Origin of the sequence: Pseudomonas lactis (genome assembly GCF_001439845.1) — a bacterium.
In the GTDB taxonomy this organism is placed as follows: Bacteria; Pseudomonadota; Gammaproteobacteria; order Pseudomonadales; family Pseudomonadaceae; genus Aquipseudomonas; species Aquipseudomonas lactis.
The window spans coordinates 15655-29777 of sequence record NZ_JYLO01000010.1; the positions used below are offsets into that span (position 1 = coordinate 15655).

The 14123-nt window shown below is 60.4% G+C and carries 7 protein-coding genes; all 7 read left to right on the forward strand.

Going from position 1 to position 14123, the window contains the following annotated elements; genetic code table 11:
- Positions 1-52: 52 nt before the first annotated feature.
- Positions 53-652, forward strand: a complete 600-nt coding sequence (locus tag TX24_RS18030; protein ID WP_057710810.1) for a phage connector family protein — start codon at positions 53-55, stop codon at positions 650-652.
- On the forward strand, positions 649-2991 hold the full coding sequence (locus TX24_RS18035; RefSeq protein WP_057710811.1) for a phage tail protein: 2343 nt from the start codon (positions 649-651) through the stop codon (positions 2989-2991). The genes TX24_RS18030 and TX24_RS18035 overlap by 4 nt, the downstream gene beginning before the upstream one ends.
- Positions 2978-3445, forward strand: a complete 468-nt coding sequence (locus TX24_RS18040) for a phage protein Gp13 family protein (RefSeq protein ID WP_057710812.1) — start codon at positions 2978-2980, stop codon at positions 3443-3445. Before TX24_RS18035 ends, TX24_RS18040 begins: the two co-directional genes overlap by 14 nt.
- Positions 3446-3456: 11 nt before the next feature.
- Positions 3457-3918, forward strand: coding sequence for a hypothetical protein (locus TX24_RS18045; protein ID WP_143192531.1), 462 nt, complete (start codon positions 3457-3459; stop codon positions 3916-3918).
- The gene (locus TX24_RS18050) at positions 3918-6020 is read left to right on the forward strand and encodes a transglycosylase SLT domain-containing protein (protein ID WP_057710814.1); all 2103 of its coding nucleotides are present in this window, start codon (positions 3918-3920) and stop codon (positions 6018-6020) included. Before TX24_RS18045 ends, TX24_RS18050 begins: the two co-directional genes overlap by 1 nt.
- Entirely contained in the window at positions 6017-12136 is a 6120-nt protein-coding gene (locus TX24_RS18055) for a hypothetical protein (protein ID WP_057710815.1), read from the forward strand. Before TX24_RS18050 ends, TX24_RS18055 begins: the two co-directional genes overlap by 4 nt.
- A gap of 70 nt (positions 12137-12206) precedes the next feature.
- On the forward strand, positions 12207-14099 hold the full coding sequence (locus TX24_RS18060) for a hypothetical protein (protein WP_057710816.1): 1893 nt from the start codon (positions 12207-12209) through the stop codon (positions 14097-14099).
- Positions 14100-14123: the final 24 nt, after the last annotated feature.

Here is a 14123-nt window from a genome sequence, read left to right on the forward strand (position 1 = left end):
GCAGTAACCCTAAGGGCCCTCACGGGCCCTTTCTCATTTCTGAGGTTCCCGAATGTCCAGCGACGTAGAGATTTGCAACATCGCCCTGTCGCGGGTTGCGTACACCCAGCCGATTGTGTCGTTTACGGAAAAGAGCAAAGCGGCCGAGCTGTGCCGGGTGTTCTACGGCCCGCTTCGTGAGCTGGTGTTGCAGGCCTTCCCCTGGCCATTCGCGGAATCAATCGTTGCCTTGGCGAGCCTTGGCAGCCCTGCGCCTGGCTGGGCGTTCCGGTATCGCTACCCGGCCGACTGCCTCAAGGTGCGCAACATCGTTGTGCCTGGCCAGCGCATGACCATGACCAGTGATCAGCGTATTCCGTACAAGATCGGTTATGACTCTGGCGGCCGGGTGATCCATACCGACCAGATTGACGCTGCGTGCCGCTTCACTTTCAAAGTCGAGGACTCCACGTTCTTTGATCCGGCCTTTGCCGACGTTCTGGCCTGGCGCTTGGCCATGGATCTGGCGTTGCCGCTGAGTTCGAAATCAGACCTGCAGCAATTCGCCACCCAGCAGTACAACCTGGCCCTGTCGATTGCCAAGGGGGCAGCCTTTCAAGAGTCCCAGGATGATCCTGATCCTGAGGCTGAATTCATCAGGGTGCGTTCATGAGCGGAATACTTCAACCGACCTTCGCGGCAGGTGAACTGTCGCCATCTGCCAGCGCTCGCACTGACATTGCCCGCTACTACACGGGGCTCAAGCTGTGCCGTAACTTCATGGTCATGCCTTACGGTGGCGTGCGTAACCGTGCTGGCACGCGCCTTGTGGCCGAGGTCAAGGATTCAACCAAGCTTTGCCGCCTGGTCCCGTTCCAGTTCAACGATGTGCAGACCTACATTCTGGCGTTTGGCGACTTGAACATGCGGGTTATCAAGGACGGTGGCCAGGTGCTGTACAGCGCCGGCCCCAGCATCGGTACGCCCTTCGAGCTGGCCATGCCGTACACGCAATATGACCTGGCATCCCTGAATTACACCCAGTCCGCCGACGTGATGACGTTCGCGCAGCCAGGGTACAAGCCGCGTGAGCTGAACCGGCTGGCACATGACAACTGGACCACCGCCGAAATCAACCTGGCCCCGCGCATCGCCGCTCCAGCATCTGCCACGGCGGTAAGTGGTGGCGGCACTGGCACGGCGCAAACCTGGCGCTACCAGGTCACCGCCGTGCTGGATGACGGCAACACCCTGGATGAGTCCCTGCCAGCGACCTCCAACCCGGTCACGACCCATACAGATGTTGGTTCGGCAACTATCACCTGGCCCGCCGTCACGGGCGCTACGTACTACATCATCTACAAGGACAACGCCGGCGCGGGGATATACGGGTTCATCGGGCGCGCCACCGGCACCACCTTCACGGACCAGAACATCACGGCCGTCAAGACCGACACGCCACCGAACGGCAACGACCCATTTGTTGGCGCCGGTAACTTCCCGGGCGCCGTGGTGTATTACCAGCAGCGCCTGATATTTGCCGGTAGCAATTTGCAGCCACAGACCGTGTGGACGAGCAAGACCGGCCTGTTCAAGAACTTCGGTTATTCCGTCCCGAACAAGGATGATGATGCGATCACCTTCACTTTGAGCAGTAACAAGGTGAACCGGGTTCGCCACCTCTTGGGGCTGCGCAAGCTTCTGGCGCTCACCACAGGCGCGGAGTTCACTATCTCGGGCGGCGACACGGGTTTGTCTGCAAAGACCGTGCAGGCCGTTCCAGAGGGCTACGACGGCACAGCCATTGTCCCGCCGGTGGTGGTGGGCAATAGCGCCGTGTACGTCCAGGCCCGTGGCAATCGGGTTTCCTCGTTCGGCTACTCCCTGAATGCCGACGGGTTTGCTGCAGATGACCTGACGCTATTCAGCGCGCATCTGTTCAAGGGCAAGGAATTGACGAACGTCGCCTACCAGAAGGTGCCCGACTCGATTGTTTGGTACGTGCGAGATGACGGCGTGCTACTGGGCCTGACCTACGTTCCCGAACAGCAGCTGGTGGGCTGGCATTGGCACGACACTGACGGTTTCGTCGAGTCAATCGCCTGCATTCCAGAAGGCCAGGAGGATGTTCTGTACATGGTTGTGCGCCGCACCATCGGCGGCGTGCAGAAGCGTTACATAGAGCGCATGGAAAGCCGGCAGATATCCAGCATTGAGGACGCTTTCTTTGTTGATTGCGGCCTGACCTATGACGGGCGCAATACCGACGCCGCCAAGACTTTCACGTTATCCGGCGGCACAACCTGGCAGTTTCCCGAAGTCATCACCATGACGGCGGTGGGCCACACCCCATTCACCGCGGGGAGCGTGGGCGCTGATTATTCATTGAAGCGCCAAGTGATCGACGAGAACGGCGACCCTGCTACAAAAATTGTGCGGGTTGAGGTGGTCGGTTACACCAGCACCAGCGTGGTAACGGTCAAGCTGCTGATCATCTGCCCGGTATCGCTGCGCGGTGTGGCCGTATCTGCCTGGGCCCGCCAGGTTAAAACGTTGTCCGGCCTGGGCCACCTGGAAGGAAAGACTGTTTCAATCCTGGCTGACGGTAGTGTGCACCCCCAGCGCGTGGTTACGGGCGGTTCTGTTGCGTTGCAGGAAGCCGCAGGCATCGCCCACGTAGGCCTCCAATACATATCCGACATGGAAACCCTCGACCTTGAGTTGAAAAACGCCAACGAGACGGTGCTAGACAAGAAGATCTCTGTCACTGGCCTGACCGTACGTGTCGAGGAATCACGGGGCATCTTTGCTGGCAAGGATAAAAACAGCCTGTACGAACACAAGACCGACCGGGACGACTACGAGTCGCCTATCGAGTTGTTGACGGGGCAAGCCGATATCCCGATTTCAAACAACTGGCAAGGCAAGGGGCGCGTATTCATTCGACAGTCCGACCCGCTGCCGCTGACCGTGCTGGCGGTGATCCCGGAGGTGACCATTGGCGGTCGCTGACGTTTTGCCCATTGAGCCAGAGGATATCCCGGCGATCCTGCGTGACGTGCGCCAGGCCGACATCGACGAGATTGTCGAGGGCCTGGGTGTCTCGCTCGAGCGGGAACTACTGGAAGGCATCAACGACAGCCTGAACGCCAGCAAGATCGTGGTGGACGGGCACATTGTCGCGGTGTTCGGTGACGCAGTGCACAGCGTTCTGGGGTCGGTTGGCGTGCCCTGGCTGATCAGTACCACCCACGTCGAGCACCATGCCCGCGCGTTCCTCAAGGTCTGCAAGCCAGAGGTGCAAGGGATGCTTACTCGGCACCGCCACCTCATTAACTACGTCGACGCCCGCAACACCTCGACCATTCGCTGGCTGAAATGGCTGGGCTTCGACTTTGGCGAGGCCGTCCCGTATGGGCCTAAGCGCCTGCCGTTCTATCCCTTCACCCTGAACCGAGAGGAATAACCATGTGCTGGATGGCATTGATACCCGTCGCCATTGGCTTGGCCGGCAGCATGATGCAGGCCCAGGGCCAGAAGCAAAACGCACAGTTCCAGTCTGGAATGATGGAGCAGAACGCCGCGTTCAAGCGACAAACCGCTGACGAAACGATCAACGCCGGCAACACCTCGGCGGACTGGCAGCGCGTGCGCACCGGGCAGGCAGTCGGCACCCAGCGCAGCGTGCAGGCCGCCAACGGGATCGACGTGAACAGCGGCAGTTCGGCCCAGTTGCAGGACGACACCGCCATGCTCGGCGAGCTGGACGCGCTGACGATCCAGAACAACGCCGCCCGCGAAGCATACGGCTACCGCGTGCAGGCCAAGCAAGACTTGCTCAATGCCAACCAGACCGTGCAGAACGGCAAGACCGCCGCCATGGGCTCAATCCTCGGCGGCATCGGTGGTGCATTCGGTTCGTTCGCGGGGGCTCGCTAATGCCACGGGTACCGACATACGACACGGCGCAGGTCCAGCAGCAGCCCACCCGGCCCATACAGTTGCAGGGCGTTGCACCTGATACCACCTCGATTGCCCAGGGCTTGCAGAGTTTTCAGCGTGGCGCGGAAATCCTGGCCAACAAGTCCAGGGAGCAGGCCGATACCGCCTCGATCATGGATGCTGACCGCAAGCTGACCGAGTGGCAGCAGAACACCATGTTCAACCCGGAAGGCGGCGTATACACGCGCAAGGGTGGCGCTGCGCTCGATATCACCAACCAGACGCTGGGCCAGTTCGAAGAGGCCCAGGCCAAGATTGCCGAGACGCTGACCAGTGAGCAGCAGAAAGCGCGGTATGCACAGATTGTCGCCAGCCGCCGTAACTCACTGTCTAACGAACTGAACAAATACGAGTTCGCCCAACGGGAGAAACATCACGACGATATGGCTGAGGGGCAACGCCAAAGCGCCATTCAAGGCGCAGCACTGTACGCCGACAACCCTGAGCAGCTTGCCTATAACCAGTCCAAGCTGAACCTGGTAGAGCGATACGAGGCGCAACGCAAAGGGCTTCCGCCGGAATTAGCCGAACAGAAGCGGCTTGAATCGAATACCCGTTTGAATGCCGCAGTGATTGAACAACTGGCTGCGCGTGACCCGATGAAGGCAAAGCAATACTTCATGGATAACGCTATCAGCATGACCGCCGACGCACAGCTCCGGGCGGCCTCAATGCTCAAGCCGCTTATTGATCGCCAGGTTGGCGTCAGCGTGGGCAGCCAGGCCGTGCAGGATGTCAGCAGCCAGGACAACCGGGTGTTCGCCTCAATCCTGCAGGCTGAAAGCGGCGGCAAGCAGTTCGACCGCAACGGCCAGCCGATGACGTCCAGCCGTGGAGCCATTGGTACTGCTCAGATCATGCCCAGCACCGGACCAGAAGCGGCAAAGCTTGCCGGTGTTGAATGGGATGAAAACCGCTTTCGCAATGATCCGGACTACAACCGTCAGCTCGGCCAAGCCTATTTCCAGAAGCTGACCAACGATTTCAAGTCGCCGGCGCTGGCCGTGGCTGCCTACAACGCTGGCCCAGGCATGGTTAACGACTGGATCAATGGCACCAACACCACCGGCAAGAACGCAAGCAAGCTCAAGCTTGGCGACCCGCGTACAGGCGAAATCAGCCAGGCCGAGTTCCTGGACAAGATCCCGTTCAAAGAGACCCGCGAATACACCGAAAAGGTGCTGGGCAAAGCATTGCAGGCTCATGAACCCAGCTTCGGCCAGGTGGCGCAAGCCATTGATGCGCGTGACGATCTGACAGCCGACCAGAAGTCTATTGCGCTGACAGCCGCAAAGCAGCGCATCGACTGGCAAGCCGAGCAGCGCAAGCAACAGGATGCGCAGAACCTGGAGTCCGCATGGGATGTGGTGTTGCAGGGTAATAGCTGGGACACGATTCCGGCCGCCACCTGGGCCGCGCTGCCCGCCGAAGGCCGCAAACAGATTATGGATTACAAGCCAGGCCGCCCAACAGACCAGGAAGTCTATTACCGCGCCCGCGACGAGATTGTCAGCGGTAACGAGCTGAATCTATTGGGGATGCGCGCCAAGCTTTCCGACACCGACTTTCAGGAATTGACGAAGCTTCAGCAGGATCGGCGCGAGAAGGGCGCCGAATCCACGGCATCGATCGGTTCCAACGACGAAATATTCAAGGAAGCGCTCCGTGTGTCCGGTATCGATCCGAGCGCCAAAGCAGGCAAGCGCGACGCCAAGTCTGTGGCCGCTGCACGCCGATACGTCGACACGCAGATCCGCGCCCTGGAGCAGGACCAAGGCAAGAAGGCCACTCCCGACCAGGTGCAGAAGGTCGTAGACCGGGCATTCATCCAGGGGGATGTGCCGGGCTCCGGCTTCCTGGGGATGTTCTCGTCCAAGAAGCGAGCCTTCGAACGTGAGCCCGGCGATCAGGTGATTGTCCGGGACATCAAGCAAATTCCAGCAGACGAACACCAGCAGATCGTCGAAGCGCTCAAGCGCCATGGCCGCGTGCCCAATGACGCCGACATCTTGAAACTGTTCAATGAGGCCAATCAATGAATCGCTACGACGAAATTCTCACCAGCACCGGTGAGCAGGCCGCCGCTGAACCCAACAAATACGACGCAGTGATTCAGCGCCAGCGCGACCTACCTAACCCGCGCAACACCTTAAGCTATGTTGCGGACACCAACCCCGACGAGCAGGCGAACATCCAGCGCCTGGCAGAACTGACCGGGCTGGCGCCGGAAATGGTCTCGCGCAACCGGCCGGAGATTGAGCGCAAGGCGAAGCTCGACGCCGTGGACTATGACGCGCTGTTGAGTCGGGCGCCGGTTACCAACCAGTTTTTGACCGACCCGAATAACGCGGGCGTGGCCCACGACGATATCGACGGTCTGTCGAACGTTGAGGGGGCTTTCGATAGCTTCGTGAAAGAGTCGGGTCAGCAGCACTCCACCGGCACCTTGGATGCGCTTTCCCGTGGCGTCGGCCAGCTTGGATTGATCGGTGAGGCCGGGGCCAACCTGCTTGACCGGTCGCTTTCCTCGGTCGGCGGCTTCTTCGTCAACATGCTGGCCCCGCAAAGTGCCCTCGATCGCAACGGTACGGATGAGCCGAACTACACCGGACAGACTGACAACAACGTCGTCAGCGCTGTTGAGGGCTACATGGCTATGCCTCGGGACCAGCGCATTGCCTTCGCTGGCCAGGTGTTTGATCAGGCGCGTTCTGGTGGTGCTGGCTTTGGTAGTGCGGCGGCGGACACCGGCGTTTACGCACTGCGCAACCCAGGACTCATTGGTAGCGCGCTGACTGAGGCATTGCCAAGCCTGGTGGCCGGCGGTGGGTTAGGTGGGCTTGCAGCGCAACCGGTGAAGAACTTTGCTGTCAGCCGGTTGGCCAGCACCTTCGCCCAGCGCGCCGCAGAGAAAGCCATTGTGGTGGGCGGCGTGAACTTCGGCGCCGGCGTTGCTGGTGGTGCCGGTGAGAACCTGGCTGAGGGCTTCAAGAAAACCGGTGATATCGACCAGTCCTACGCCTACAGCCTCAAGCGCACGTTGGCCGAAGCCTCTGTAAACGCACTGGGCGGGATGCTACCCATCCCATTTGCTGGGCGCGGCATTGGCGGGAAGCTGGGCAATGTCGCCGCCGAAGGTGCGGCACAGGCGGCCGGTGGTGCAGGTGGTGCAGCAGCAGGCGCCGCCGCCGTGGGCGAAGAGGCGAGCGGGGGAGAGATGTTCCTGAATGCCGCCCTGGGTCTGGCGACCGCACCGGTTGACGTGGCGATTGCCGGCGTCAGCTCTGGCCGGCGGTACTGGCAGATCGAGCAAGACCTGGCCGCAGTCCAGCGCCTGGGTGATATGGCGAAAAGCTCCAAGATGTTCCAGCGCTCGCCACAACGCGCCGAGGCTTTGATTGCGCGCTTGAAGGAGCAGGCTGGCGGGAACGTCGAAAACATCCTGGTCCCGGCTGAACAGTTCCAGCGCTACTTTCAGGAAAACAACCTTGACCCTGAGCAGTTCGCCACGGCGGCCACCGGCAACGCTAACACCCTTGGTGAGGCCTTGACCCTGGGCGGTGACATCTCGATCCCGCTGGAAAAATGGGCATCTGTTATCGCAAAGGATGGTCACCACCGCGGGCTGGAACAGGATATGCGCGCTACCCCTGACGCGATGACCTTGCGTGAGCTGGCCGAATTCCAGCAGCGTGTGCCGGAAGAGCTGGACCGCCTGCGCGACCGCGTTGAACAGGACACCGTTGCAGCCTCAGACCGCCGGGTATTTGAGGACGTGCGCGGGCAGTTGCTGGGCATTGGCCGCGAGGCGCAGACGGCCGACCGCGAGGCGTCGCTGTATCAATCGGCCTTCCGGTCCCTCGGCGAGCGCTCCGGTATTGACCCTTACGACCTGTTCAACCAGTACCAGCTCCGTGTTGGCCGGGACATTCCCGAGGTTCTACGCAGCCCGGCAGGCGCGGACCAGCTGGATTTGCTGCTGGATCGCCTGCGCGCCGGTGACATTCCCGACGACGCCACGGTCAACGGCCCATCGCTGATGGACTTCATTCGCGAGCGCGGCGGCATCAATGATGAAGGCGGCGAGCTGGCCGCCCGTGATATCGACGTGGGTCGGCGTGGTGTCAACCGTATCGCAAGGAAAGGCGGGCGCAGTCTTGACGATATGGCTGCCCAGGCGGCCGAGGCCGGCTACTTTGGCAACGTTCCGACCGCGACCCCTGACATGCTACTGGCTTCGCTCGACAAAGAGTCGCGCGGGCAACGCCAGTCCGCTCCTGGCAACCTCGATCAGGAACAATTCAACACGCGTGCAACCCTGGACGAATTGCAGCGCGCCGTCGACCAGTCAGGGCTCGACCTGAACGCGATGGATAACGCCGCAGTGCGCAAGGCGCTGCTCGGCAGTGATGCTGTGCGGTTCGACCAAGCAGAAGACGGTGCGCGCGGCTTCATCCAGTTTGGCGCCGACAGAAAATTCAATATCAAACTGACCGACAAGGCCAACCTGTCCACGTTCCTGCATGAAACCGGGCACTTTTACCTTGAGGTGATGGGCGACCTGGCTGCCAGGGAAGATGTGCCCGGCCAGGTGAAGGAGGATTACCAGACCATCCTCGACTGGTTCGGCGTCAGCGACCGTTCAGCGATAAAGGTCGACCAGCACGAACAGTTTGCCCGTGGCTTCGAGGCATACCTGCGTGAAGGCAAGGCGCCCAGCGCGGCGCTGCAATCAGCGTTTTCCCGGTTCAAGGCATGGCTGACTCAGATCTACCGCGATGCCAGCCGCCTGAATGTGAAACTCAATGATGATGTGCGCCGCGTGTTCGACCGACTGCTGGCGACCGACGATGAGATCGCCGTGGCCCAGGCTCCATTCCGCTCCCTGTTCACCGACGCCAAAGCTGCCGGCATGTCGCAGGCTGAGTTCGATGTGTACCGGGCCAGCGCTGACAAGGCTGGCCAGGCCGCCGAGGAACGGCTGACGGCCGAAGCGCTGCATGAACTCACCCGCGAGCAGCAGAAGTGGTGGAAGGATGCGCGCGCCGTGATGCAGGACACGGTGTCGAAAGAGGTCGACGCCCAGCCGGTTTACCGCGTGCAGGATCTGCTGCGCAAAGGCCTGCAGACGGATGGAACTGTGGGCGATCCGGTGAAGCTGTCGCGTGGGCCGCTGGTGGAGCGCTACGGCAAGCCAGTGGTATCTCGCCTGCGCGGCATGACCAGTGATGACGGTATTCATCCCGATATCGTGGCCGAGCAGTTCGGGTACACGTCGGGCGATGAGATGGTGCAGGCCTTGGTGGGCGCCCGTGGGCGCAAGGAGCTTATCCAGGCCGAGACCGATGCCAGGATGCGCGCCGAGTACGGCGACATGCTCAACGATGGCTCGCTGGCTGACCGCGCTATTGATGCGGTGCACAATGACGACCGCGCCGAGGTTTTACGCGAAGAGCTGCGCGCCATTGACCGCCTGCGCCGCCAGGTTGAGAAAGTCCAGCGTGCGCAGGATGGCAACTCGCGGGCACTTCGCAACGACGCCTACGACGCAATCCCGTCCCTGAAAGACATTCGCGCCGTGTCGCAACAGGTGATCGCCGACAAGGTGGTGCGTGATATTCAGCCGCACCTGTATCTGAACGCAGAGCGCAAGGCCAACCGAGACGCCTTCAACTTCGCGACCAAAAACCGCTGGCAAGAAGCCGCCGAGGCCAAGCAGCGGGAGTTGCTGAACCACTACCTTTACCGGGAGGCGACCGCAGCACGCGCCGAAGAGGAAAAAATCTACACCTTCATGCGCCGTTTCGAAAAACCGTCGACGCGCGAGCGTATCGGCAAGGCCGGCGCCAGTTACCTGGAGCAGATCGAGGGGCTGCTCGATCAGTACGAATTTCGCAAGGTCAGCGGCACGCAAATTGAGCGTCGTCGCAGCCTAGCTCAGTTCGTCAGCGAGCAGGAAGCGGCCGGCAACGTGGTCACCGTGCCGCAGCACCTGATAGAGCAAAGCGCCCGGGTCAACTATCGCGACCTGACGTTCGAAGAACTCAACGGCGTGCGGGATGCGGTGGTGAACATCGAACACCTTGCCAGGCTGAAAAACAAACTGCTGAACCGCAAGGACAAGCGCGACTACGAACAGGCCCGCAGTGATCTGATCGGCGCGCTAAACGACAATGTGCCCGTCGACGCGCGGAAGGTGGCCACCTCAGAAAGCAGCGAGACAACCGCCGACAAAGCGTTCGGGGCACTGGCCGGCCTCGACGCTTCGTTGACCCGCATGGAAAACGTGATCAACCGCCTGGACGGCAAGAACACCAGCGGCCCATGGCATGCGCTGGTTTGGAATCCGCTCGCCGAGGCGCAGGCCAACGAGCGCACGCTATTCAAAAATGGCATTCGGTCCATTGTTGAGCGCTTCGCCGGGATGGATTCCAAGCGCCTGGCCGACCGCTTCTATATAGCTAGCGCTGGGAAGTCGTTCAACCGCCGTGAAATCCTGATGCACGCGCTCAACACCGGTAACGAGTCGAACCGTACCAAGCTGATCAAGGGCAACAAGCTGAATGATGCGGCACTGGCCGACATGCTGGGGCGCCTGGACAAACAGGATTGGGACCTGGTGCAGTCGGTGTGGGATTCCTTTGACAATCTCTGGCCTGACATCGCGGCGATGTACAAGCGCCTGTCAGGCGTGGCGCCGCCGCGTATTGAACCGAAGCCAGTCAGCACCGCGTTTGGTGAATACCGCGGCGGCTACTTCCCGATCATGTACGACCGCAAGCGGGCAGGTGCACCGCCTGCTGCCGTGGGCGGCGAGCTGTTCAATGAGGGTTTCGAGGGCGCGCTCCCGTCGAACGGGTTCACCAATCAGCGTAACGATAAAGCCAGCGGCCCGTTATTGTTGGACCTGAGCGCCATTCCCCAACGCCTCGCCCAGCACGTCCACGACCTGACCCACCGCGAAGCATTGCAGGACGCCCACCGGCTGACCAAAGATCCGCAGATAAGGGCGGTGTTGATCGACAAGCTGGGGCCGCGCGGCGCAGATTCTTTCCTGCCGTGGTTGAAGGCAATAGCCAATGACCGAAACCCGCCAGAAACCGGCAACTTCAACCGGTTCCTCGACGCGGCCAGAACGAATACGTCCATCGTCGGCCTGGGCCTTTCCAGTACAACACTACTTGCTCAGGTGGGCGGGTTGATTCCTGGGCTGCTGTACGTGAAACCCCAGCTTCTTGCCAAAAGCCTTCTCGATGGAATCCGATCACCTGTTGAAACGTATCGGATGATCACCGACGCATCTCCGGCAATGCGCCTTCGCTGGGATACCGAGGATGGTCGCCTGGCTTCCAGCATGGACGACCTCATCGGCAAGAACGCCTTTTTCCGCAAGCGTGACGACCTGGTACGGTTCTCCTTCAACCTGCTGGGTTACCTGGACCGTGGGATTTCCGGCGCTATCTGGATGGCCAGCTATCGCGAAGGGCTGGCGGCCGGCAAGGACTCGGCGGCGGCGGCGCTCGATGGCGACAAGGCTGTACGCCTTTCGCAGGGCGGCACCGGGGCAATGGATATTGCAGCCATCCAGCGCAAGGACCAGGGCGCCGCCATGCGCCTGCTGACGATGTTCTACACGCCGTTCAGCGCCTACTACAACCAGAATCGAGACCTTGCCTTTGAGGCCAAGCAGGGTTCGCGCACGGTGGCCAGCGCCGCCGCCGCCATGCTGGCCGTGGCGTTCTTCCAGGGTGTGGTGGGCGATCTGCTCACCGGTAAGGGGCCCGACGAAGATGAGAACACTGCCGCCTGGATGGCAAAAAGTACGCTTGGGTTTGGCGTGTCCGGCTTCCCCGTTATCCGCGACACCCTCGGGGCCGCCCTCAGTGGTCACGCGGGCTCACTGTCTCCAGCCTGGCAAGCGATCAATGCCGGCCGGCAAGCAGGTGCGGCAGTTGCTGGGCTGGCTACTGGTGAAAAGGAAGCTGGCGCGGCGGCCAAGTCGGTCGTTACTGCCGGCGGCTACCTGCTGGGCGTGCCTACCAAACCATTAACCCGCCAAGGCTCATACCTCTACAACGTCGCAGTAGGCGAGGAAACCCCCGAAGACGCGGCCGAGTTCATCAAGGCCCTGTTACACGGCGCCCCGAAAAAATAACAGCGAAGCACCCCACCGAATCCCGCCATTGAGCGGGATTTTTTTTGCCCCCAGGAAAGGAGTCACACCCGTGACCGTCAGCACAATAGGCAGCGTTGCAGAGTTCGATACCAACGGGGTAACCACCAACTACCCGTTTTATTTCAAGTTCCTGGCCAATGAGGATCTGGTTGTTACCTATGTGAATCCGGCCGGTGTCAGTTCCGTTCTCACGCTCGGCACGAACTACACCGTCAACGGCGCAGGCAATGAGCAGGGCGGGAGCATCGTCACTACGTCGGCGCTCGCTGGCCCCGGGCAGTTGATTGTTTCCAGGGAAATGGATGCCTTCCAACAGACCAGCCTGCGCAATCAGGGGAAGTTCCTGGCGGAAACCCATGAAGACGTTTTCGACAAGCTGACGATGCTCATTCAGCAGGGTTTCGCTATTTTTAAACGGGCACTAACTCGACCATATGGCCGTGACTATTTTTTCGCTGAGAACCGCAGGATCACCGCCGTTAAGGACCCTGTAGACGCCCAGGACGCAGCCACAAAGCTGTGGGCTGAAACCTACGTGGGCGCCGTCGTTGAAGGCATGACTGGCAATCCCAACCTGGCGTCGAACGTTTTCTACCTGGGGCCTGACGGTGTGCCGCACGTCGTTCAGGATATGTCGGGGCCTGGTGGCGCCGGGCTTATTGGGTTCGATCCGGCGCAGATCTTCCCGCCAAACAGTGTCGGCTCGGCGATCTACTACAACCGCAGAATAACTGTTAAGTCGCGTGGTGGCGTGGGCAACGGTGTCACGAACGATACAGCGGCGGTCAAGGCAGCAATTGCTGCAGCCGGCCCATACGGCATGGTCGTGTTTGATGAGGCATCAGAATTTTTGGTTACGGAGACCATCGTTCAGCCGACGGGCCAGCAGTGGCTTGGCCAGGGTGGGCAGCGGTCTGCTCGATTGAAAAAGGGGTTCAACGGCGACTTGGTTTCTATGGGCAGCCTGGGCGCAATAAGCGATCTGACCCTAAACAATAACGGCACGAACTTCACCGGCCGCGGAATTTATGTCCCGTCCGGGTTTTCACAGACGATCTTCCGTGTTCGGTCGGTCCAGTCAAAAGGCCCGAGCCTTGAATTTGCCGTGGATGCAGGTGGTGGCTGCAACGTTGTGGCCTTTGAAGGTGACACAATTGATCAGGACACCGTTGGCGCGATTAAGCTTGCTGGTGACACAGGGCCGCATCCGAGGTTGTTTAATGGGATTTGGCTGAGTGGCGGGTTCCTCGATATTGCATCTCCAGGGGCTGGTAACGGCTGCAGCATGAGCAACTTCTACATCAGGAATATTAAGACCGTCGGCCCTGTTGCGACGGGAAGCGCACTTATGCACTTTTCGAATGGTCGGGTCGCGACCATCGCTGATACAACTACCCTCTCAGGGTCTGACCTGTCATTGGTCGGCGTTGCGTTCAGCGGTCCGGTAGTTCTGTTGAACATGCAGGGCCTGCGGGCGGAAGCCTGTACGTTTGGCGCGGGCATTACCGAGGATTTCGCGACCTGCCGATTTAACTCATACAGCGATCAGGTCAAAACGTTTTCTCCAACCTGGTCCCAGGCCTCTGGAGCTCAGCCAGCAATTGGCAATGGATCGCTGACCGGTAAATATTCTCGCCAAGGTTTCTTGGTGAAGTTTGAAATGTCTCTAACGGTTGGGTCGACTACGACATTTGGGAACTCGGCATCTCCCTATTTGTTCAGTCTTCCAATCGGAGGCACGCAGAACTCCACTCAGGACTTCCTGGCCGGACAGTGCTTCGATGCGTCCGTATCGACTGACTTTCTGGTTAACGGGCAGATTACGGCAGGCTCGAACTCAATAGTTCTATCCAGAAATGGGGCGGCAGTAAGGGACGCCTTCCCCTTCGCCTGGGCGGTTGGGGACTCCATAAAATTAAGCTGCTGCTATATGGCCATCTGAATAATGGCGCCATAACGGCGCCAT

What these genes read in the sequence shown, in the direction of transcription:
- TX24_RS18035 (WP_057710811.1), top strand. Translation starts at nt 649, where the DNA reads ATGAGCGGAATACTTCAACCGACCTTCGCGGCAGGTGAACTGTCGCCA.
- TX24_RS18045 (WP_143192531.1), top strand. Translation starts at nt 3,457, where the DNA reads ATGGCATTGATACCCGTCGCCATTGGCTTGGCCGGCAGCATGATGCAG.
- TX24_RS18055 (WP_057710815.1), top strand. Translation starts at nt 6,017, where the DNA reads ATGAATCGCTACGACGAAATTCTCACCAGCACCGGTGAGCAGGCCGCC.
- TX24_RS18050 (WP_057710814.1), top strand. Translation starts at nt 3,918, where the DNA reads ATGCCACGGGTACCGACATACGACACGGCGCAGGTCCAGCAGCAGCCC.
- TX24_RS18030 (WP_057710810.1), top strand. Translation starts at nt 53, where the DNA reads ATGTCCAGCGACGTAGAGATTTGCAACATCGCCCTGTCGCGGGTTGCG.